The sequence below is a fragment of the Nocardioides bruguierae genome (assembly GCF_023554635.1).
Classification (GTDB): Bacteria; Actinomycetota; Actinomycetes; order Propionibacteriales; family Nocardioidaceae; genus Nocardioides; species Nocardioides bruguierae.
The window spans coordinates 75073-95157 of the sequence record NZ_JAMJPH010000003.1 but is presented as its reverse complement, the minus strand read 5'-3'; the positions used below and the strand labels follow the sequence as shown (position 1 = coordinate 95157).

The following is a 20085-nucleotide window of genomic DNA, read 5'->3' as shown; positions in this document are numbered from 1 at the left end:
CTTCTCAGAGCGGCTCAGGAGTCGAACAGCGCCAGCTCGCTGCCCCAGCCGTCGACGATCGGCACGAGCACCGGCTCCGGCTGCGAGCGGTCGAACTCTCGGCAGTGGTCCAGGACTCGCTCGAAGGTCTCCCGGATCGCGGCGGGGTCGCCGTCCAGGGTGCGCTCCACCAGGCTCAGCAGGCCGTCCGCCGTCCACCCCGGCAGCGGGTGCTGCTCGAGCTCCCACGGCAGGTACTTGTGGTACGGGCGAACGCGGCCGCCCAGCGAGAACACCGTGTCCAGGAGCCACGGCACGGACTCTGCGGCGTCCAGCCGTCGTTCCCGTACCCGGCCGTCCCGGTCACTCTTGAGCGCGCGGTAGGCGTAGTTGACCCACCCGTCCAGGCGGTCGTGCGTGACGAGGATCGACCGTGCCTCCTCGGGAGAGACGGTGGCCTGCCGCAGGGCCAGGTCGTCCAGCACGCCGCCGGTGCGGTCCAGCACGACGGGCGCCCAGGCGAACGACCAGCGGTACCACCAGTAATCGGTGCCGAACGGCGGGATCTCCGCCAGCTCCGAGAGGGACAGAGGGATCTCGTCGACCGCGGCGGTCTTGGTCGTGCGCCGGCCCGCAGCTGCGTCGTCCGTCAGCACCACGTAGACGTCGAGGTCCGAGCGCTCGGTGGCCAGCCCTCGGCCCGCCGAGCCCGACAGGATCAGCCCGAGCAGGTCGTCCCCGTGCGTGGCGTCGTTGCGTTCAGCGACCTCCGCCAGGAGGTTCGTCCTCTCCGGCGTCAGGTGCTCGGGCGAGGCCAGCGAGATCGCAGTCACGGCGCGACTGTCCCAGTCGAGCACAGCAGGGACAACGTGTTTGCAGAGCCGCCCAGCGGCCGTGCAACGACCGCACCGTGCCGGGACTCGTCGGGCCAGCCGCCAGCCCCCGTCCGTGGGGACGATCGCGCCGTGCACGTAGGACGACTCCGACGACGCCAGCCACCACACGACCGCGGCGGCCTCGGCGGCGCTGCCGAGGCGCTGGGCAGGAACCTCGGCGCGCACCGCTGCCAGGAAGGAGGGGTCCTCGACCGTCTCGGGCGGGAAGTAGGACGGGTTCTCGATGAAGTTGGGGGCCACGCCGTTGACCCGGACGCCCGACCCGGCCGCTTCCTTGGCGGCGCTGCGGACGACCGAGGCCTGGGCCGACCGAGCCGCCTCGTACGCGGCCACGGGGTGCCCGCTGGAGCGCAGGACCACGGCCGAGGTCGGGACCACCACCACCCCGTCCCCCTGGGCGCGCATGCCGGGCAGGCACGCGGCGAGGACCCAGAACAGCGGGTGCACCAGCCGGTCGAAGACCCCGACGAGGGTCGCGTCGTCGTGCTCCTCCACGGGCGCGACGGTGATCGGCACCTCGAGGTTGGCCACGAGGACGTCGAACGGCCCGTGCTCGGCCACGAACGCGGCCACCTCGGCGCGCGAGGTGAAGGGCGCCGCACGAGTGACGACCTCCTCGCCCTCGGCCCGGAACCGCTCGACCACCCCCGGCCCCAGGAAGTCGTTCGCGTCCGTCACCAGCACCCGTCGTCTCACGGCAGCGGCATTAGGAGACGGCCGGGCCCCCGCTCCACCCCCGGCACGCGCGGCCCCCGACTCGCCCACCGTGAGACCACCCGGGGCGCTCCCGGCCTGAGCCCTGGGCGACAGCGGCCCTCAGCGGGACCCGCGCAGCTCCGGGAAGTCGGAGTCGCGGAACTCGGTGCTGATGGAGGCCTCCGCCAGCTGCTCCTCCCGCCCACGCAGCTCGACCCGGCGGATCTTGCCGGAGATCGTCTTGGGCAGGTCGAAGAACTCCAGCCGCCGCACCCGCAGGTAGGGCGCGAGGTTCTCGCGGGCGTGCCGGAGCACGTCGCGCGCGGTCTCGGCGGTCGGCTCGTAGCCGGGGGCCAGCGCCACGTAGGCCTTCGGGACGGCCAGGCGCAGCGGGTCCGGCGCCGGCACGACCGCCGCCTCGGAGACCGCCGGGTGCTCGATGAGCACGCTCTCCAGCTCGAAGGGGCTGATCTTGTAGTCGGAGGCCTTGAACACGTCGTCCGTGCGCCCGACGTAGGTGAGGTAGCCGTCCTCGTCGCGGGTCGCCACGTCGCCGGTGTGGTACCAGCCGCCGGCCGTGGCCTCGGCCTGCCGCTCGGCATCACCCTGGTAGCCCGTCATCAGCGGCAGGGGCGAGGCTGAGAGGTCCAGGCACAGCTCGCCCTCGCCGACGCCCTCCACGAGTGCACCGGTGCGCTCGTCGACCAGCACCACGGGCACGCCGGGCAGCGGACGGCCCATCGAGCCCGGCTTGAGCACCGAGCCGGGGGTGTTGGCGATCTGGGCGGTGGTCTCGGTCTGGCCGTAGCCGTCGCGCACCCGCACGCCCCACATGCGCTCGACCTGCCCGATCACCTCGGGGTTGAGCGGCTCGCCGGCGCCCACGACCTCACGCAGGGCAGCGGGCTTGGCGCCGAGGTCGGCGTGGATGAGCATCCGCCACACCGTGGGCGGGGCGCACAGCGTCGTCACCCGCTCCTCCTCCAGGCGGGCGACGAGGCGGGAGGCGTCGAAGCGCGCGTAGGCGAGCACCACGGCGGTGGCGCCGGCGTTGAACGGCGCGAAGAAGGACGACCACGCGTGCTTGGCCCACCCGGGCGAGGAGATGTTGAGGTGCCGGTCGCTCGGCAGCAGGCCGAGCCAGAACATGGTGGTCAGGTGCCCGACCGGGTAGCTGACCTGGGTGTGCTGCACCAGCTTCGGCCGCGAGGTCGTGCCCGAGGTGAAGTAGAGGAGCAGGGGGTCGGACGGGGCGGTGCCGGGGTGCTCGAGCGCACCGGCCTCGCAGGCGTCCGCGTCGGACAGCGACAGCCAGCCGTCACGCTGCCCGGCCACGACGCGCAGCAGGGAGGCCGCCTCCGGCAGCACGTCGGCCTTCTCCGCGTCCTCCGGGGTGGTCACCACGGCACGCACCCCGGCCCGGTCGAGCCGGTCGGACAGCTCCGCCGACCCCGCCGCCATCGCCGTCGGCACCACGACGGCGCCCAGCTTCATGGCGCCGAGCATCGTGGTCCACAGCTCGACCTGGTTGCCGAGCATGATCATCACCGCGTCGCCGCGGCCGATCCCGTGGCCGGCGAGCCAGCGGGCGGTCCGGTCGGAGGCCTGGGCCAGCTCGTCGTAGGTCAACGCCTCGCGCGAGCCGTCCTCGTGCAGCACCACCAGAGCCTCGGCGTCGTTGCCACGGGCCGTGGCGTCGAACCAGTCGATGGCCCAGCACCAGCGCTCCCCCACGTCCGGGAACGTGAACCGCTCGAGCGCGGCCGCGTGGTCCTCGCGCAGGTCGAGCAGCAGGTCGCGCGCGGCGCGGAAGGCGTCGGTCGCGTCAGTCGCGTGGGTCAGCGCGTCGGTCATGGGGTCCTCCTCGAGCCCGCGGCTCGGGACCCGCGGACGCCCGCGGACTCTAGACCTCGCTCACCGCCGGTACCGGGACGGGTGCGACCGGTACCGGCGGTGAGCCGACGAACCTCCTGGGCTCAGAGCGCCGCGTACACCGCCTGCTCGACGGCGCCGTAGAGCTTCCACGCGTCCTCGGTCACGAACGGCAGGGAGTTCGTGTAGATCGAGGCCGCGACCCCGGTGGTGCGGTCGATGAAGAAGTGGGTGTTGAACAGCCCGGCCCAGGCGCCCGTGCCCGCACGCCGGCCGCCGGGCACGTCGTGGTTGTTGATGAGGAGGCCGTAGCCCCAGGTCCAGCCCGGGCCGACGCGCAGGGTGCTGGTGATCGGCGGGTCCGCCGTGGGGATCTCCTCCGGGAAGGAGAGGTCGCCCAGCTGGTGCGAGAAGGCCTGGTCGACCATCTGCTCCGAGAGGATGCGGGTGCCGTCCAGCTCACCTCCGCGCAGCAGGGCCCGCTGGAAGCGCAGGTAGTCGCGAGGAGTGGAGTAGAGGCCGTGGCCGCCGGCCCACCAGTCCGGGTGCTCGTTGAGGATGCCGCCGGCCGAGACCCAGCCCTCCTCCCCGGGCACGTGCACCATCGCGAGGTCGTCCTGCCGGACCTCGGAGAGGTGGAAGGTCGTGTCGCCCATGCCGAGCGGGCCTGTGACGTTCTCGCCGATGACGACGTCGAGGGTGGTGCCCGCGACCGACTCGACGACCTTGCCGAGCCAGTCGGTGTTGATGCCGTAGGTGAAGGTCTCGCCGGGGTGGGCGACCATCGGCGCCTTGAACGCCTCCGCGGAGCCGGGCACGACGTTGGGGACGCCGGTGGCGGCCTCGAACCTCACCAGGTCCTCGCTCCAGAACCAGTAGCCGAGACCGCTGGTGTGGGTGACGAGGTGGCGCACCGTCGCCGGCGTGCGGGGCTCGACGAGCACGGGGGTGTCGCCGTCCCAGCCCTCGAGGACCTGCACCTCCTTGAACTCCGGGCAGTAGTCGGTGACAGGGGCGTCCAGGTCGAGCAGACCCTTCTCGACCTGCTGCAGCGCGGCGGTGGTGGCGATCATCTTCGTCATCGACATGATCCGGAACGGCGTGGACGCACCGACCGTGCCGCCGTCCTGCCCCGCGACGGGTGCGCCGGCCCCGCCCTCGTACAGGGTGCCGTCGGCGTCGCCGACGATCGCCGCCACGTGCGGCACCGCGCCGGAGGCGACCGCCTCGGCGAGGATCGCGTCGAGTGCCTGGGAGTCGATGGACCTGGTCATGGATGCCTCCTGAGGAAGACTGGACGGTGAGGGCCTCAGGCTGTCGCCGTCGTCGTCACGCGGGAACCGACGCCGCGACGCAGTTGGCGATGTGACACCCGCCACATGGCGGGTGACGGGACGGCGCCCGGCGCCGAGGCGGCAGATCTCTCGTCAGCAGGGTGTGACCGGGCTTACCCTGCGCCGGTGACAGGAACCGCCCGACCCGACTTCGACCCCGAGCTCAGGGCCGGGCTCGCCGTCGTCGGCGGCATGTTCCCGCCGACCATCACCCCCGACCTGATCGCGTTCATGCGGGTCTCCTACGCGTCGGCGCCGCCGGAGCAGGTGCTGGCAGGGCGGGCGATCGAGCGGGCCGACCACGTGCTGTCCGGGCACGCCGGCGGCGAGGTCGTCGTGTCCGTGCTGCGCCCCGCCGGCGTCACCACTCCACGGCCCGGTGTGCTGTACGCGCACTCCGGCGGGCTGATGTTCGGCGACCGCTTCAGCGGCCTCGACCTGGTGCTCGACTGGGTGGAGCGGCTCGGCGTCGTCCTCGTGACCGTCGAGTACCGCCTCGCCCCCGAGCACCCCGAGCCCTACCCCCGCGAGGACTGCTACGCCGCGCTGGAGTGGCTCGCGTCGCGGGCGGGCGACCTGGGAGTGCGGCTCGACCGGCTGCTGGTGGCCGGCGCCAGCGCGGGCGGCGGCATCGCGGCGGGCCTGGCGCTCGCGGCCCGAGACCGGGGTGGCCCGCGACTGGTCGGCCAGGTGCTCGACTACCCGATGCTGGACGACCGTCTGCACACCGCCTCCACCCACCAGTTCGACGGCGTGGGGGTCTGGGACAGGGTGAGCAACGAGACCGGCTGGGACGCGTTGCTCGGCACCGCTCGAGGCGGCGACGGTGTCTCCCCGTACGCGGTCCCCGCTCGCGCCCTGGACCTCTCCGACCTGCCGCCCGCCTTCGTCGACGTCGGAGCCGCCGAGATCTTCCGCGACGAGGCCATCGCCTACGCCGACCGCCTCTGGCAGGCCGGCGGCGACGCGGAGCTGCACGTGTGGGGCGGCGCCTTCCACGCGTGCGACATCTTCGCCCCGCACACCTCCGTCGGCCGGGCCATGATCGGCGCCCGCAACGGGTGGGTCGAGAAGGTGCTGGCCGACTGATGACGGGCCGACTGATGAGGGGCCGACGGATGAGCGCCGAGACGAGTGGGCGGAGGTAGACGTGCAGGAGCTGCTGGGCCGGATCAGCCGGCTGGACGCCAGCGCCAGCCTGGGGCTGCGCGTCATCGCGTGCTTCGACGAGCTCGTCGTCGGCAACGTCAACACCCGCGGGCTCCTCGCGGCGGCCGCGTCCTTGGCCGGCTGCCCCGCCGGGTCCCGGGTGGACGTCCGTGCCTCCGGCACCGAGCGGAGCGCGCGGGTCGTGCGGGTGGACCCCCGCGGGAACCTGCTGGACGGCGACCCGCCGCCCCACCTGAGCAGCGCCCACCCGGCCGCGGGCCTGGAGGTGTGGCTCGAGCGCGAGGGCGACCCCCTGCCCAACGACAGCATGATCCTGGAGCGTCTCGGGCTCGCGGTGCGGCTCCGGCACGGGCTGGACCGCCGCGACCTCGACCACCGCCGCCACCTCGGCGTGCTGACCGATCGCCAGGCCGACGTGGAGGACAGGGTCGCCGCCGGCGAGGCGCTCGGTCTGACCACCCACGCGCGCTACCGCGTGGCCGCCGCTCCGCTGTTCGCGGTCTGGACGCAGCACCCGGCCGGCCCCGAGGACGTGCTCCCGACCCGGCACGGGCCCATCCACGCCGTCGTGCTGCCCGAGAGCCACGAGCCCTTCGAGGCCAGCCCGTGCGGCCTCGGCCCCGCTGCCCCTCTCGAGCGCCTGCACGACTCGTTCCGGGTCGCGATGGTCGCGCTGCGGCTGGCCCGACCGCCCGAGGAGCCCCTCGTGGACGCCGACACCTACGGCGGCCTCGTCGCGCTGCTCGCCGACAGCGGCGAGGACAGCCACCAGCCCGACCTCGAGGGCATGGCGCGGGTCGCCGAGCAGCCCTGGGGGCTGCCCACGGTCGACGCCCTGGTGCGGACCCAGTCGGTGCGTGAGGCGGCCAGGCTGGCCGGCGTGCACCACAGCACCCTCGGCGCTCGGCTGACCACCATCAGCGACCTGCTCGGCTACGACCCGCTGGGCGGCTTCGGCCGCGCGCGGCTCGGCATGGCCTACCTGGGTCACCGGCTGCGTCACTCCACGGTGCTGGACCTGCCCGCGCCTCGCTGAGACCCTGCCTGGCCCTGGGGGGCGCCGGCCCCGCCTCGTCCGCTCGGGCGGTGCACACCCCCGGTCGCGGTCACTAGGTTGACGCGCGTCCCGGGACCGGGACTCCCCGCCGCACCAGGAGCCCCGCGTTGCCCGAGCAGACCCCCGAGCACACCCCCGAGCGCACCCCCGAGCGGCCGTCCGCTGATCCCTGCGCGGATACCGTGGCTGACGGGCTCCCGACCTACGAGGCGGCCATCGGCCAGGGCATCCGGTGGGCGTCGTCGTGGACCCTACGGTGGCTGATCATCGGCCTCGGCGTCGCCGCCACGCTGTGGGTCGTCGGTCTCCTGTGGCCGGCGGTCTTCCCCATCCTGCTCGGCCTGATCGTCGCCACCGTGCTGGCGCCTCCGGCCCGGTTCCTCCAGCAGCGGCTCCACTTCCCCTCGGCCCTCGCCGCGGCGACCGTGCTCGTGGTGGGGCTGGGTGCGCTCGGTGGTGTGGTGGCGGCGGTGCTCCCCTCGGTCGTCTCGCAGGGCAGCGAGCTGGGCAGCAGCATCACCGGGGGCCTGCGCCAGCTGCAGGAGGTCGCGGTCAACGCCGGCATCGGCATCGACCAGTCCGACATCGACTCCGCCGTCGACGAGATGGTCTCCCGCGTCCGGTCCAGCTCCGGCAGCATCGCCACCGGCGTCCTCACCGGCGTCAACGCGGTGACCTCGGGCCTGGTCACCGGGCTGCTGACGTTGGTGCTGGCGTTCCTCTTCGTCAAGGACGGCGAGCGGTTCCTGCCCTGGCTCGGCGGTCTGCTGGGCCCGCGCACCGGCCCCCACGTCACCGAGGTGCTGGGCCGCTCGTGGGACACCCTCGGCGGGTTCATCCGCGCCCAGGCGGTCGTCGGCTTCCTCGACGCGGTCTTCATCGCGATCGGCCTGGTGCTGCTGGGGGTGCCGCTGGTCCTGCCGCTGGCACTGCTCACGTTCCTGGCGGCGTTCGTGCCCGTGGTCGGTGCGGTGGCGGCCGGCGCCGTGGCCGTGCTGGTCGCGCTGGTCGACCAGGGGCCGATCACGGCGCTGCTCGTGATCGGGCTCGTCGTGCTCGTCCAGAACGTCGAGGGCAACCTGCTCTCCCCCTGGCTCCAGGGGCGGAGCCTGCGGCTGCACGCGGGCGTCGTCCTCCTCTCGGTGACGCTGGGCAGCAGCCTGTTCGGCGTGGCCGGGGCGTTCCTCGCCGTCCCGACCGCCGCCGTCCTCGGCGTGCTCTCCCGCTACCTCGTCGAGCAGGCCCGGCTGGCCGCCGGGGAGACCGTGCACACCGACGCGGCCGACGGCGACGACGGACCCGACGACACTGCCGAGGACACGCAGCAGGTCAGCCCCGCGTAGCCCCCAGCTGCACCAGGTCGGGCTCCCCCGCCGGCACCGACGGCGCGCAGCAGAACGCGGCGGGCGCACCGTCGAACGCGGGTGCCGCGCCGCACACGCCGGTCTCGGGCAGCACGAGCTCGACGGACGCGGCGGCCTCGTGGTCGCCCGCGACCTCGGCGACGATGGACCGGACCTGCTCGAACCCGGTCAGCGCGAGGAAGCTGGGCGCGCAGCCGTAGGACTTCATCCCGGCCAGGTACAGCGCGCCCTCGGGCTGGCGCAGCATCGCCGCGCCGTGCGGGGCCACGGTGCCGCAGGAGTGGTGGGCGGGGTGGATCTCCTCGGCCAGCCCGCGCGGGCAGCCGAGCTCGGGGTCGAGGTCGAGGTGCACCTGCTCCAGCCAGGAGTGGTCGGGCCGGAAGCCGGTGACGGCCACGACGTGGTCGACGTCGCCGACGCGGGCGCCGTCGAGGGAGACCAGGCTCAGCCGACCGTCGTCGGCCTGCTCGAGGGCGGCGGTGCGGAACCCGGTGACGGTCGTGACGACCTCGGACCCGGCCACCGACCGCGCCGCCTCGCCGAGACGTCCGCGGTTCTCCAGCTCGTCCGCCTCCCCGCCACCGAAGGCCCGCGCGGTGTCACCCCGACGCAGCAGCCAGGTGACCCGGCTGCCGGGGTGGGCCGTGGCCAGACGGCCGAGGGCCACGAGGGCGTTCTGTGCGGAGGCGCCGGCGCCCGCGACCACGACGTGCGCGCCGGCGAGCCGGGCGACCACGGCCGGGTCCTCGACGTCGGGCACGGCGTAGGTGACGGCGTCCGCGTGCGCCCGCTCGCCGGGCACGGGCCAGCCGTCGGCGCCCAGCGGGTTGGGCCGACCGGCGGTGCCGGAGCAGTCCACGACCGCGGCCGCGCGCAGCGTCTCCTCGTGCCCGGCCCCGGTGACGAGGTGCACGGCGAACGGGACGTCCTCCCGGCCACCGGCGACCAGCAGGTCCCGCCCCTCGCGGGCGACGCCCTCCACCCGGGCCCCCGTGCGCAGGTCGACGCCGGCGTCCACCAGCACCCGGGCGAGCGGCGCGAGGTACTCCCGCACCCAGCCGCGCCCGTCGGGCACGGCGTCGGGGTCCGGCGCAGCCCAGCCCGCGGCCTCGAGCAGGCGGCGGGCCGCCGCGTCGACCAGCTCCGACCAGGGCGAGAACAGCCGCACGTGGCCCCAGCCGAGCACTGCCTCGCCCACCTCCCCCTGCTCCAGGACGACGGTGGGCAGACCGCGCTCGATGGCGTGCGCCGCCGCGGCCAGACCGATGGGGCCCGCGCCGACGACGACGAGCGGGAGCTGATGCGTGGGGAGCACGGTGTCCTCCTGGAACGGGACTCGAACGATCATTGATTGATGCCGATCGATGAATGCGCCCACCGTGGCAGATTCATCGACGTCCGTCAATGATCGACAGTCGTCAATGGATCACGTACCGTGCCGCCATGAGCCAGACGCTGGAGCCCGCCGCGGCCGAGACCTACGCGTCCTGGTTCGCCGTGCTCGCGGACCCGACGCGGGTGCGGCTGCTGCACGCGGTCGCCTCGGCGCCAACCGGCGCGACCCGCGTGGGCGACCTCGCGACCCGGCTCGGCATCAGCCAGCCGACGGTGTCCCACCACGTCAAGCGTCTCGCCGAGGTCGGCTTCGTGAGCCTGGAGAAGGTCGGCACCTCCACGGTGGTGGCCGTCGACGAGACCTGCTGCACCGGTCTGCCGCACGCCGCGGACGTGGTGATGGGCGCACTCGCCACCCGTCCCTGCTGCCCGGCCGACCTGCCGGTCGACGTGAGCACCCGGGCCATGACCGACGCGGACCTCCCCCGCGTCCGGGAGATCTACGCGCAGGGCATCGCCACGCGCAACGCCACCTTCGAGACCGAGGTGCCCGAGGTCGACGCGCTGCGGCACAAGTGGGTCGAGGGGCACCGGTGGGTGGCGGAGGCGGACGCGGACGGTGAGCGTCGCCTGGTCGGCTGGACGGCGGTCTCCCCCGTCTCGGCCCGGGCCTGCTACGCCGGGGTCGGCGAGACGTCCGTCTACGTGGCCGAGGAGGCCCGCGGCCGGGGCGTGGGCAAGGCACTGGTGCACCGCCAGGTCACCGAGGCCGACGCCGGCGGGCTGTGGACGCTGCAGACCTCGATCTTTCCCGAGAACCGAGCCAGCATCGCGCTGCACCACGCCGCCGGCTACGAGACCCTCGCGGTGCGCTCGCGCATCGCCACCCTGGACGGGGTCTGGCGCGACACGGTGCTGCTCGAGCGGCGCCGCGAGGACTGAGACGCGCCGCGCGCTGGGGCCGCCGTCACGCCGCCCGGACGGGACAGTATCCAGGGCGGCGAGACGGCGGTGGTGGACCGGGGGCGCAGAGCGCCAGGGGTACCGGCCGCAGCCGACCCTAGGGGCCCGAAGTCCCGCCTCGTCGAGGATTCACAGGAATCCTGTGAGAGAACGCCTGCTCCGGGGCGCGCGGTCTGGACGTGGCTTGCTCAGCAGGCATGACTCCGCCCACAGGCGTCACGCAGGACGTCTCGGCTGACACCTGTTCCGCATGCGGAGCCGGGTGGTGGACCGGGCGGCCCACACCGTGACGGTGCTCAGCTGCCCTTGACCGCGAGGACCGGGCAGTGGGCGTCCAACAGCACCCGCTGCGCGTTGCTGCCGAGGATCAGCTTGCCGACCGGCGAGCGTCGACGCAGCCCGATGACCAGCAGCTCGGCGTCGCTGGCCTCCGCGATGGAGAGCAGGTCCTCGGACGGCTCGTAGCCACGCACCAGCTGGCGGATCTCGTAGTCGACGCCGGACTCCTCCAGCAGCGCCTTGACCGTGGTCAGCGAGGCCTCGGCGTCGTCCGCCGCGTCGCTGTCGAAGTCGCGACCACCGCGGTGGGAGTCCACGACGACCAGCGTGACCTCGCGGCGCTTCGCCTCCGACACCGCTGCGCGAAGCGCTGCCTCGCCCTCCGGCTTGGGGACGTAACCCACCACGACCGTGCTCATGTCGACCTCCCGCCTCGGCCCCGGCCTCCGCCAGGGACGCGTGCGCCCGGGCGACCCCGAGCGCGGACGCCGGCTCCTGCACCGGCAGCGCCGACGCTACCGAACTCCGCACCACCCGTCTCGGGGCCTTGGCCACCCGCACGTCGCGCGGCGTGTCACGCCGACCCTGTCCCGGCCCCACGGCGGCGCTCGGCCTGCCAGAATGCGGCCCAGCACCCGCCACGCCCTTGGAGACGGACGGAGCAGCACCGTGGACCCGACGAGCATCACCCTGCTGGCCGCGCTCGCGGGCGGCCTGACGGCCACGGCCCTGCGTCTGCCGCCGCTGCTCGGCTTCCTCGCCGCCGGCTTCGTGCTCCACGGGCTGGGTGTGCCGGAGGTGCCGGTGGTCTCGCTGGCCGCCGACCTCGGCGTCACGCTGCTGCTGTTCTCGGTGGGCCTCAAGGTCAACGTCCGCACCCTCGTGCGGCGCGAGGTGCTCGGGGTCGGGGCCCTGCACATGGTGCTCACGACGGCGCTCGTCGCCCTCGTCCTCGTCGCGCTCGGCCTCACGGGCTGGGCGATCGTCGGCGGCACGGACTGGCGCACCGCGATCCTCGTCGGGTTCTCGCTGTCCTTCGCCAGCACCGTCTTCGTCGTGAAGGTGCTCGAGGAGCAGTCCGGCTCGCGCTCGCTGGCCGGCCGCACCGCCATCGGCATCCTGGTCCTCCAGGACCTGGCGGCCGTCGTCTTCCTCACCGCCTCGCACGGGTCGTTGCCCGGGCCGGAGGCGCTGCTGGTGCTGCTCCTGCTGCCCGGGAGCCTGGTCCTGCGTCGGGTCCTGGACCGTCTGGGCCACGCCGAGCTGCGCCCGCTCTTCGGCGTCGTGCTCGCGCTGGTCCCGGGGTACGCCCTGTTCGACGCCGTCGGGCTCAAGGGCGACCTGGGGGCGCTGGCGATCGGCATGCTGCTGGCCAGCCACCCCGGATCCGAGGCCCTGTCCAAGAGCCTGCTCTCGGTCAAGGACCTCTTCCTCGTGGGGTTCTTCCTCTCCATCGGGTTCACCGGCATCCCGGACCTGCCCCACCTGCTCATCGCCCTCGGCCTCGTGGCGCTGATCCCCCTGCGCGGCCTCGCCCTGGCCTGGCTGCTGTGGTGGGCCGGGCTGCGCCGCCGCACCTCCGTGGTCACGGCGACGGCGATGGCCAACTACTCGGAGTTCGCGCTGATCGTGGCCGTCGCGGCGCCCGCGAGCCTGCTCGGGCCCGAGTGGGTCGGGGTGCTCGCCACCGCCATCGCGGTGAGCTTCGTGCTCGGCACCGTCACGCGACACCCGGAGTGGGTCGTCCGGGTCACCTCGCGGCTCATGCCCGACCGCCCCAGCGAGCGCCTCCACCCCGACGACCGGCCCGTGGACGTCGGGCACCACCAGGCCGTCGTCCTCGGGATGGGGCGCGTCGGCCGCTCCGCCTACGAGCGGCTCGCCGGGGAGCACGGGCTCTCGGTGGTCGGGGTGGAGAACTCGGTCGAGCGGGCCGAGAAGCTGCGCGCCGACGGCCTGGACGTCGTGGAGGGAGACGCCACCGACCCGGAGTTCTGGGACCGCGTGCGCACCGGTGACGTGGCCGTGGTCCTGCTGGCCATGCCCTTCCACGGCAACAACATCGAGGCGCTCAGCCACCTGCGCGGCTCGGGCTACGAGGGCACCGTCGCGGTCGTCGCCCAGCAGGACAGCGACCTCGAGCACGCACGCCGGGCCGGTGCGGCCACCGGCCTCCAACTCTACGACGGAGCCGGTGCGGAGCTCGCGGACCGTGCCGTGCGCGCGCTTCCGGGTGCCTGAGCCGCCGCTCCTCATCACCCTGTGGAGAGCCGGTCGCGCCCCGGGCCCGACCGGAGCAGACTCCAGGCGTGCCCCTCTCCCCATCTGACGTCCCCCTCGTCGCGGGGGACCTGGGTGGGGACGGCGGCGGCCTGCCGTCCTGCCCGTCCGCTGCCACCACCGCCGCGCTCCGACGAGCCGTCTACGACCTGGCCACCGGTGAGCGCCGCCGCCGTCCGCCGGCGCGGCTGCACGTCGGGCTGCCCGGCGGCAGGGTCCGCGTGCTGGCGGCGGACCGCACCGACCTCGACGCCGCCCTGCGCACCGACCTGCTCGTCACGCTGCTCCTGGCCGCGTGGCAGGACCTCGATGCACGGCCGCTGGTCTGGCTGACCCGCACCGGACCCCTGGACCTGCAGGACGCGGACGCCGCCTGGTTGTCGGCCGCACGCGCCGCGGCCGCCGAGCTGGGCTCAGGCCTGGTGTTCGTGGTCGTCACCCGCAGCGGCTGGTGGGACCCGCGCAGCGGCACGACGCGGCGGTGGAAACGGATGCGCCGACGCTAGACGTCAGTGCCGGGTGCCCCTGCTGGTCACTGCTGGGCCCAGGTGTGGACGGGCTCGCCCGAGCGCTGGTGCTCGAGGTACTCCCCCAGCACGACGCGCAGCGCCTCCTCACGCCCCAGGTCGGAGTGGGAACGGACCCTCCCCACGAACCACTCGGCGCCGTTGGTGCCCAGCAGGCAGCGCTGCTCGATGATGCCGAGCAGCCGGTCGCGCTCCGCGGGGTCGACGCCCCACGAGGCCAGCCCCTCGTGCGCCAGCGGCAGCAGCCGTCGCAGCACGAGCTCGGTGGCCGCCACCTGCCCGACGCCCGGCCAGTAGACCTGGGCGTCGATCCCGTCGCGGGCACCGATGCGGAAGTTCTCCTCGGCCGCGGAGAAGGACATCTGCGACCACAGCGGACGGGGCGAGGACGCCAGTGCGCGCACCAGGCCGAAGTAGAAGGCGGCGTTGGCCACGGTGTCGACGACGGTCGGGCCGGCGGCCAGCACCCGGTTCTCCACCCGCAGGTGCGGCACGTCGTCCACCACGTCGTAGACCGGGCGGTTCCACCGGTAGACGGTGCCGTTGTGCAGCCGCAGCTCGGCCAGGCTCGGCGTGCCGCCGGCCTCGAGCACGGCCACGGGGTCCTCGTCCTCGACGACGGGGAGCAAGGCGGGGAAGTAGCGGACGTTCTCCTCGAACAGGTCGAAGACCGAGGTGATCCACCGCTCGCCGAACCACACGCGCGGTCGGACGCCCTGGGCCTTGAGCTCGGCCGACCGGGTGTCGGTGGCCTGCTCGAACAGCGGGATGCGGCTCTCGCGCCACAGCTCGTGCCCCAGCAGGTAGGGCGCGTTGGCACCGACGGCCAGCTGGACGCCGGCGATGGCCTGCGAGGCGTTCCAGACCGCGGCGAAGCGTGAGGGGGTGGTCTGCACGTGGAACTGGGTCGAGGTGCAGGCGGCCTCCGGCATGATCGTGTCCGTCGAGGTCTGCAGCCGCTCGGTGCCCTCGATGTCGATCGTGATGTCCTCGCCGCGTGCGTCGAGGATCTGGTCCGAGAGCAGCCGGTACCGCGGGTTCGCGGTGATCATGTCGGGCTCGAGGTGCCGGGGCGTGAGCGTGGGCAGGATGCCGACCAGGGCGATCCGGTCCCCGCGACGCCCGGCCGCGTCGTCCGCCCGCTCGACCCGCTCGCGCAGGCCCTCCTCCAGGGCGCGCAGGCCACCGTCGCGCAGCCTGCCCGGGGGCACGTTGATCTCGAGGTTGAAGCGCCCGAGCTCGGTGGTGAAGTCCTCGTCGTCGAGGTCGGCCAGCGTCTCCTCGTTGTGCAGGGACGGCCGCCCGTCGGCGTCGACCAGGTTGAGCTCCAGCTCCAGGCCCGTCATCGGGTCGTCGGTGTCGAAGACCGACTCGTGCAGCATCCTCGCCAGCACGTCCAGGCAGCGCCGCACCTTGGCGCGGTGCGCCGTGCGGTCGGCCCGGGTGAACTGCTGGTCGTCGACCTCCTCGCCCATGGACCGAGATCCTAGATGTGCGGCTCCTCACCCGCCCGGGAGGACGACTCACCCGGCCCGGCTGACCCGGTCCCAGTCGTGCGGGGGCACGGCGTGCTCGAGGAGGAACGAGACCTGCACCGCCATCGGGTGGTCGGGCTCGACCTCCAGGCACCGGTCCAGCGCGCACCAGGCCAGCGCTCCGTGCCCGGCCAGCCAGGCCGCGAACCCGAGCATCGCTGCCGCATCGGCCACGTGCGGCTCGGGCGCCCGCCGCACCACGTCGGTCCAGAACCCGACGTGGTCGGGGGCGGTGTCGCGACGCATGTGCATCCAGGCCGCGTCCCGGGCGTCGACGTCCTCGAGCGCCAGCAGGAGACCGGCGACCTCGGCGTCGGAGGCGGCCGCGCTGCCCGGGACCCGGCGGTCCAGCAGGTCGGTGACGGCCGCGGCCGTGCGGGCGGTCGCCCCGTTCGCAGACCCGCACGCGGACCCGGGTGCGGGGCCGAGCGCCCGCTCCACCGCACCGGTCGCCTCCTCGTCCCGGGCGAGGGTGGCCGCGAGGTCCTCGCGCGAGCCGTGCGTGACCCGCCCCTCCACCACACTGCGCACGGCGAAGGGGTGGGGGCCGTCCGGCAGCGGCGTGCCGTCGCCGGTGGCGCCGGGCCCGGCGGCGGGCCACCAGACGCCGCCGTCGACCCGCAGCGCCTCCACGACCTCGATGCCGGCGGCGGTGAAGGCCCGCTCCAGGGCCTCCGCGGTGCGGCGGGCCTGACGTCGTCGGCGGGCGTGGAGCACGAGGACGACGCGACGCACGCCGTGGCGCAGCGACGGCTCGAGCAGGGAGTCGACGACCTCGGCCAGGGCGTGGCCCCCGCGGTCGTCCACGGGTGGCAGGTCGACCCGCGCGTGGAACTGACGGGTCGCGCCGAAGGTGAGCATCGTGACCGACTCGGAGGGCTCGAACCCGAGCACCACCGGCACGAGGGCGACGAGGTCCTCGGGGCTGCGGGCGGTGTAGCGGGCCGGTCGGCCGGGGTGGGGGACGGAGGTGCGGGGTGCAGGTGTCATGACTCGACCCTCGGCCCACGCAGGTGCCCGTGGGGCGCTGCTTCCCGCGGCTGTGGAGGAGGTCGTCGCGGCCGGTGCCTGTGGACGCCGGGTGGCCCGGGTGCACGAGGGCGAGGATGGGTCGGCTGTCGGCGCCTGGGAGTAGGTTCTCGCGCCGTGCGCGCCCACGCCTCCGTCCTCCACCTCGACCTGGATGCGTTCTTCGCCTCGGTCGAGCAGCGGGACAAGCCGTCGCTGCGGGGCAAGCCCGTCGTCGTGGGCGGCGTGGGCGGCCGCGGCGTCGTCGCCACCGCCTCCTACGAGGCCCGCCGGTACGGGGTCCGCTCGGCCATGTCGACGCGGGAGGCTCGCAGCCGGTGCCCCCACGCGGCCTTCCTGACCGGGCGTTTCGGGGCCTACCGCGAGGCCAGCCGTCAGGTCATGGCCGCGCTGCGCGAGGTGAGCCCGCTGGTGGAGCCGCTCTCGCTGGACGAGGCGTTCGTCGACCTCGCCGCGGCGGACCTGCCCGACCTGGAGGTCGACACCGTGACCGGCGTGGCCGAGCGCCTGCGCCGGCGGGTCACCGAGGCCACCGACGGGCTGACCTCCTCGGTGGGCCTGGCCAGCAGCAAGTTCCTCGCCAAGGTCGCCAGCGACCTCGACAAGCCCGACGGCCTGGTGGTCGTGCCGCCCGGCACCGAGACCGAGCTGCTGCGCCCGATGGCCGTCACCGTCATCCCGGGCGTCGGGCCCGCCACGGCCGAGCGGCTGCGCCGCGCCGGGGTGACCACGGTGGCCGACCTGGAGCGGGTGCCCCTGGAGGAGCTGGTCTCCCTGCTCGGCAAGGCGCACGGCGGCAGCCTGCACCTGCTGGCCCGGGCCCGTGACGACCGGCCGGTGGTGCCGGAGCGGGAGGCCAAGTCCGTCAGCGTCGAGGCGACCTACGACAGCGACCTCTCCGACGTGCGCGTGATGGAGGCGGTGCTGACCCGGCAGGCCGCCGACGTCGCCCGCCGGCTGCGGGAGTCCGGAGCCTCGGGCCGCACGGTGAGCATCAAGGTGCGGCTGCACGACTTCACCACCGTCTCCCGCTCCAGCACCCTCTCCTCGCCCACCGACGACCCGGGCGTCGTCGCGCGCCTGGCCCGAGCGCTGCTCGCCGAGCTGGCCGCGGGCCCGGACGTCGGCGTCCAGCTGCGCGGGGGCGTGCGCCTCCTCGGCGTCGGCGTCTCCGGCCTGGCCGACTGGGTGCAGGAGGACCTGTTCTCCAGCCTCGAGGAGCCCGAGGACGACGAGGCCGAGGACCTCCCCGAGCCACCCCGTGCCCGCCAGGGCTCCGCGTTCGCCCCGGGGGTGGACGTCGAGCACGTCGAGCACGGTCGCGGCTGGGTGTGGGGGGCCGGACGCGGCGTGGTCACCGTCAGGTTCGAGACCCGCGAGTCCCCCGCCGGTCCGGTGCGCTCCTTCTCGCTGGAGGACCCGGACCTGCGCCTGTGGACCCCCGAGGTGCCGGAGGGCGACGACCCGCTGGCCTGAGGCACCAGGTGTGAGGCGTCAGGCCCGACGGAAGCGGACCTGCTCCCCCGGCCTGGCCTGCAGCAGGCGAGGGAGGTCGCGGGGGTCCACGACCGCGACCACCGGGTAGCCACCGGTGGTGGGGTGGTCGGGCCCGAAGACGACGGGCGTCCCCGACGGCGGCACCTGCACCGCCCCCAGCACCACGGCCTCGCTGGCCAGCTCGCCGGTGCGCGTGAGCGGGAGCGCCGGGCCGGCCAGCCGCACCCCGACCCGGTCGGAGTCGGCGGCCACCTCCCACGCGCACCGTGCCAGGTGCGCACGAGGGTCGGGGCCACGCCAGTCGGGCCGAGGGCCCGGGTGCAGCCGCAGTGGCCCGCTGCCCGCCGGTGGGGGCACGTCCAGGGGCGCGGGCCGGCCGGCGTCCTCGAGGAGAGCGACCTCCTGCCCGACCTCGAGCGGCCGCGGGCCGAGGCCCGAGAGCGTGTCCCCGGACCGTGACCCCAGGACCGCGGGGACGTCCACCCCGCCGCCCAGCGCCAGCCACGACCGCAGTCCGGTGGGTGGGTGCCCGAGCGTGATCCGCGCCCCGGGCGCGGCCCACACGGGCTCGGCGACCGGTCGGGCACGTCCGTCGACGAGCAGCGGGGCGGGAGCACCGGTGAGGGCCACCCAGCGGCCGGGGCCGCGCAGGCGCAGGGCCAGCCCGCCCAGCACGACCTCGAGCAGGGCCGAGCCGGGTGCGCCGACGAGGCGGCGGGCCAGGTCGGCGGCGGCCGGGTCGGCGGGCCCGGAGCGCGGCACCCCCAGGTGCGCCCAGCCGGGACGCCCGTCGTCCACCACGAGGACGGGGCCGCCGACCCGCTCCACCAGGAGGCCGCTCATCGCACCGCCACGAACCGGACGCGCGTGCCCGGGGCCAGCAGCGCGGGCTGGTCGGCCGCGACGTCCCACAGGTCCAGGTCGGTGCGGCCGATCAGCTGCCAGCCGCCCGGCGACGCGGTCGGGTAGACCCCGCACCAGCCACCCGCGAGCGCGACCGAGCCCGCCGGCACCCGGGGACGCGGGGAGGCACGGCGCGGCACCGACCAGGGCCAGGTGGTCTCCCCCGGGCGCCGCGGGTCGGCGGACCCGAGGCCGGTGAGGTAGGCGAAGCCGGGGGCGAACCCGCAGAAGGCGCTGACGAGCTCGGCCCCGGTGTGGCGGGCCACGACCTCCTCGACGCTGCAGCCCCACGCGCCGGCCACGTCCGCGAGGTCCTCGCCGTCGTACACGACGGGCACCTCCACCAGGCGGCCCGGCGCCACGTCCCCGTGCCGGGCGGGCGACCAAGAGGCGACCAGGGCGCGGACCGCCCCCAGCTCCGCCGGCAGGTCGAGCCCGTCGAGCAGCACGGTGGCGGCCCCTGGCACGACGTCGAGCAGGCTCAGCCCGGCGGCGACCGACCCGGCACGCACGTGGGCGGCCAACGAGGCCGCCTCCCCGGCCGCCGCGCCCGGCAGGTCGACCAGCAGCGCGGAGGGGCCCGCGGGGAGGAACGCGGGCGCGAGCCCGGGGACGCGGCCGGCCGTCACAGGCCCGCCAGCCGCCAGCCGGCGGCCTCGAGCGCCGCGCGCACCTCGCGGGCGTGCTCGACCGCGCCGGGGTGGTCGCCGTGCACGCACAGCGAGTCGACGGTCGGCGCCAGGACGAGCGCGCGCGAGGCGATCTCGGGGCCGTCGGTGATCACCGCGCCGGGCAGGGAGCGGTCGACGAGCGCGCCGTCGGGGGTGTAGGCGCGGTCCGGGAAGCCCTCGTGCCGCACCCCGCGCCCGGTGGTCGCGGCGAGGGTGAGCAGCGCACCGGGCATCCCGAGGACGGGCAGGGCGCCCAGGCCCGCGTCGACCCAGCCGGCCCACACCGCGTCCGCCTGCTCGTGGTCGGTGCGCGTGCGGTGGTAGAGCGCACCGTGGGGCTTGAGGTAGGCCACCGCTCCCCCGGCGGCGCGGGCGAGGTCCGCCAGCAGGCCGGCCTGCTCGGCCACCTGGGCGCGCAGCACGCGGTGCGGCACGTCGAGCGGCCGACGTCCGAACCCCTCGCGGTCGGCGTAGGAGACCTGGGCCCCGATCGAGACCCCGCGGGCCACCGCACCCTCGCAGACCGCCCGCATGATCGCCGGTGACCCGGCGTGGAACCCGCAGGCCACGTTGGCGCTGGTCACGACCGTCAGCAGCGCCTCGTCGTCGGTGACCTCCTCGCCCAGGTCGGCGTTGAGGTCCACCGTGCTCCGCGCGGTGGAGAGGTCCGGTCCGGACAGGTCGGTGACGGCCATGTT

The 20085-nt window shown here is 74.8% G+C and carries 17 protein-coding genes; 7 read left to right on the top strand and 10 right to left on the bottom strand.

The window, feature by feature from the left end; all coding sequences use genetic code 11:
- Window positions 1-14: 14 nt before the first annotated feature.
- From M8316_RS02810 to M8316_RS02800, 3 genes are all read right to left on the bottom strand, one after another.
- On the bottom strand, window positions 15-1571 hold the full coding sequence (locus M8316_RS02810) for an SDR family oxidoreductase (RefSeq protein WP_308195945.1): 1557 nt from the start codon (window positions 1569-1571) through the stop codon (window positions 15-17).
- Between the two features lie 120 nt (window positions 1572-1691).
- Complete coding sequence (locus tag M8316_RS02805) at window positions 1692-3425, bottom strand: AMP-binding protein (protein ID WP_250051828.1); 1734 nt, start codon at window positions 3423-3425, stop codon at window positions 1692-1694.
- Between the two features lie 122 nt (window positions 3426-3547).
- Window positions 3548-4717, bottom strand: coding sequence for a serine hydrolase domain-containing protein (locus M8316_RS02800; protein ID WP_250051827.1), 1170 nt, complete (start codon window positions 4715-4717; stop codon window positions 3548-3550).
- A gap of 186 nt (window positions 4718-4903) precedes the next feature.
- Between M8316_RS02800 and M8316_RS02795 the strand changes: the two genes are divergently transcribed.
- The 3 genes from M8316_RS02795 to M8316_RS02785 all read left to right on the top strand — a co-directional run bounded on the left by M8316_RS02795 (window position 4904) and on the right by M8316_RS02785 (window position 8347).
- Window positions 4904-5866: an alpha/beta hydrolase gene (locus M8316_RS02795; protein ID WP_250051826.1), complete on the top strand. Its 963-nt coding sequence runs from the start codon at window positions 4904-4906 to the stop codon at window positions 5864-5866.
- 61 nt (window positions 5867-5927) lie between these two features.
- Complete coding sequence (locus M8316_RS02790) at window positions 5928-6983, top strand: helix-turn-helix domain-containing protein (protein ID WP_250051825.1); 1056 nt, start codon at window positions 5928-5930, stop codon at window positions 6981-6983.
- A 128-nt stretch (window positions 6984-7111) separates the two neighbouring features.
- Window positions 7112-8347, top strand: coding sequence for an AI-2E family transporter (locus M8316_RS02785; protein WP_250051824.1), 1236 nt, complete (start codon window positions 7112-7114; stop codon window positions 8345-8347).
- On the opposite strand, the gene M8316_RS02780 is transcribed toward M8316_RS02785, so the two are convergent.
- Complete coding sequence (locus tag M8316_RS02780; protein ID WP_250051822.1) at window positions 8334-9683, bottom strand: NAD(P)-binding domain-containing protein; 1350 nt, start codon at window positions 9681-9683, stop codon at window positions 8334-8336. The genes M8316_RS02785 and M8316_RS02780 overlap by 14 nt on opposite strands.
- A gap of 128 nt (window positions 9684-9811) precedes the next feature.
- Between M8316_RS02780 and M8316_RS02775 the strand changes: the two genes are divergently transcribed.
- Complete coding sequence (locus M8316_RS02775; RefSeq protein WP_250051820.1) at window positions 9812-10645, top strand: helix-turn-helix domain-containing GNAT family N-acetyltransferase; 834 nt, start codon at window positions 9812-9814, stop codon at window positions 10643-10645.
- 317 nt (window positions 10646-10962) lie between these two features.
- On the opposite strand, the gene M8316_RS02770 is transcribed toward M8316_RS02775, so the two are convergent.
- Window positions 10963-11364, bottom strand: a complete 402-nt coding sequence (locus M8316_RS02770) for a universal stress protein (RefSeq protein ID WP_250051818.1) — start codon at window positions 11362-11364, stop codon at window positions 10963-10965.
- Window positions 11365-11614: 250 nt separating this feature from the next.
- On the opposite strand from M8316_RS02770, the gene M8316_RS02765 reads away from it, so the two are divergent.
- Both M8316_RS02765 and M8316_RS02760 read left to right on the top strand, forming a co-directional pair.
- A complete protein-coding gene (locus M8316_RS02765; protein ID WP_250051816.1) occupies window positions 11615-13186 on the top strand; it encodes a cation:proton antiporter domain-containing protein in 1572 nt (523 codons plus the stop codon).
- Window positions 13187-13254: 68 nt separating this feature from the next.
- On the top strand, window positions 13255-13731 hold the full coding sequence (locus tag M8316_RS02760) for a hypothetical protein (RefSeq protein ID WP_250051814.1): 477 nt from the start codon (window positions 13255-13257) through the stop codon (window positions 13729-13731).
- A gap of 26 nt (window positions 13732-13757) precedes the next feature.
- Here M8316_RS02760 and M8316_RS02755 read toward each other — a convergent pair whose 3' ends face one another.
- Window positions 13758-15227 carry a glutamate-cysteine ligase family protein gene (locus M8316_RS02755; protein ID WP_250051813.1) on the bottom strand — a complete coding sequence of 490 codons (1470 nt, stop codon included), beginning with the start codon at window positions 15225-15227 and terminating at the stop codon, window positions 13758-13760.
- Between the two features lie 48 nt (window positions 15228-15275).
- Window positions 15276-16277 carry a DUF4192 domain-containing protein gene (locus M8316_RS02750; protein ID WP_250051811.1) on the bottom strand — a complete coding sequence of 334 codons (1002 nt, stop codon included), beginning with the start codon at window positions 16275-16277 and terminating at the stop codon, window positions 15276-15278.
- Between the two features lie 156 nt (window positions 16278-16433).
- Here M8316_RS02750 and M8316_RS02745 point away from each other — a divergent pair, with 156 nt between their 5' ends.
- A complete protein-coding gene (locus M8316_RS02745; RefSeq protein ID WP_250051809.1) occupies window positions 16434-17792 on the top strand; it encodes a DNA polymerase IV in 1359 nt (452 codons plus the stop codon).
- Between the two features lie 18 nt (window positions 17793-17810).
- Here M8316_RS02745 and M8316_RS02740 read toward each other — a convergent pair whose 3' ends face one another.
- From M8316_RS02740 to M8316_RS02730, 3 genes are read right to left on the bottom strand one after another with little or no spacing between them, the layout of a single operon-like run.
- Entirely contained in the window at window positions 17811-18656 is an 846-nt protein-coding gene (locus M8316_RS02740) for a 5-oxoprolinase subunit C family protein (RefSeq protein ID WP_250051807.1), read from the bottom strand.
- Window positions 18653-19345 (bottom strand): 5-oxoprolinase subunit B family protein, encoded by a 693-nt coding sequence (locus M8316_RS02735; RefSeq protein ID WP_250051805.1) that lies wholly within the window; start codon window positions 19343-19345, stop codon window positions 18653-18655. The genes M8316_RS02740 and M8316_RS02735 overlap by 4 nt, the downstream gene beginning before the upstream one ends.
- Window positions 19342-20082, bottom strand: coding sequence for a LamB/YcsF family protein (locus M8316_RS02730; protein WP_250051803.1), 741 nt, complete (start codon window positions 20080-20082; stop codon window positions 19342-19344). Before M8316_RS02730 ends, M8316_RS02735 begins: the two co-directional genes overlap by 4 nt.
- Window positions 20083-20085 lie beyond the last annotated feature (3 nt).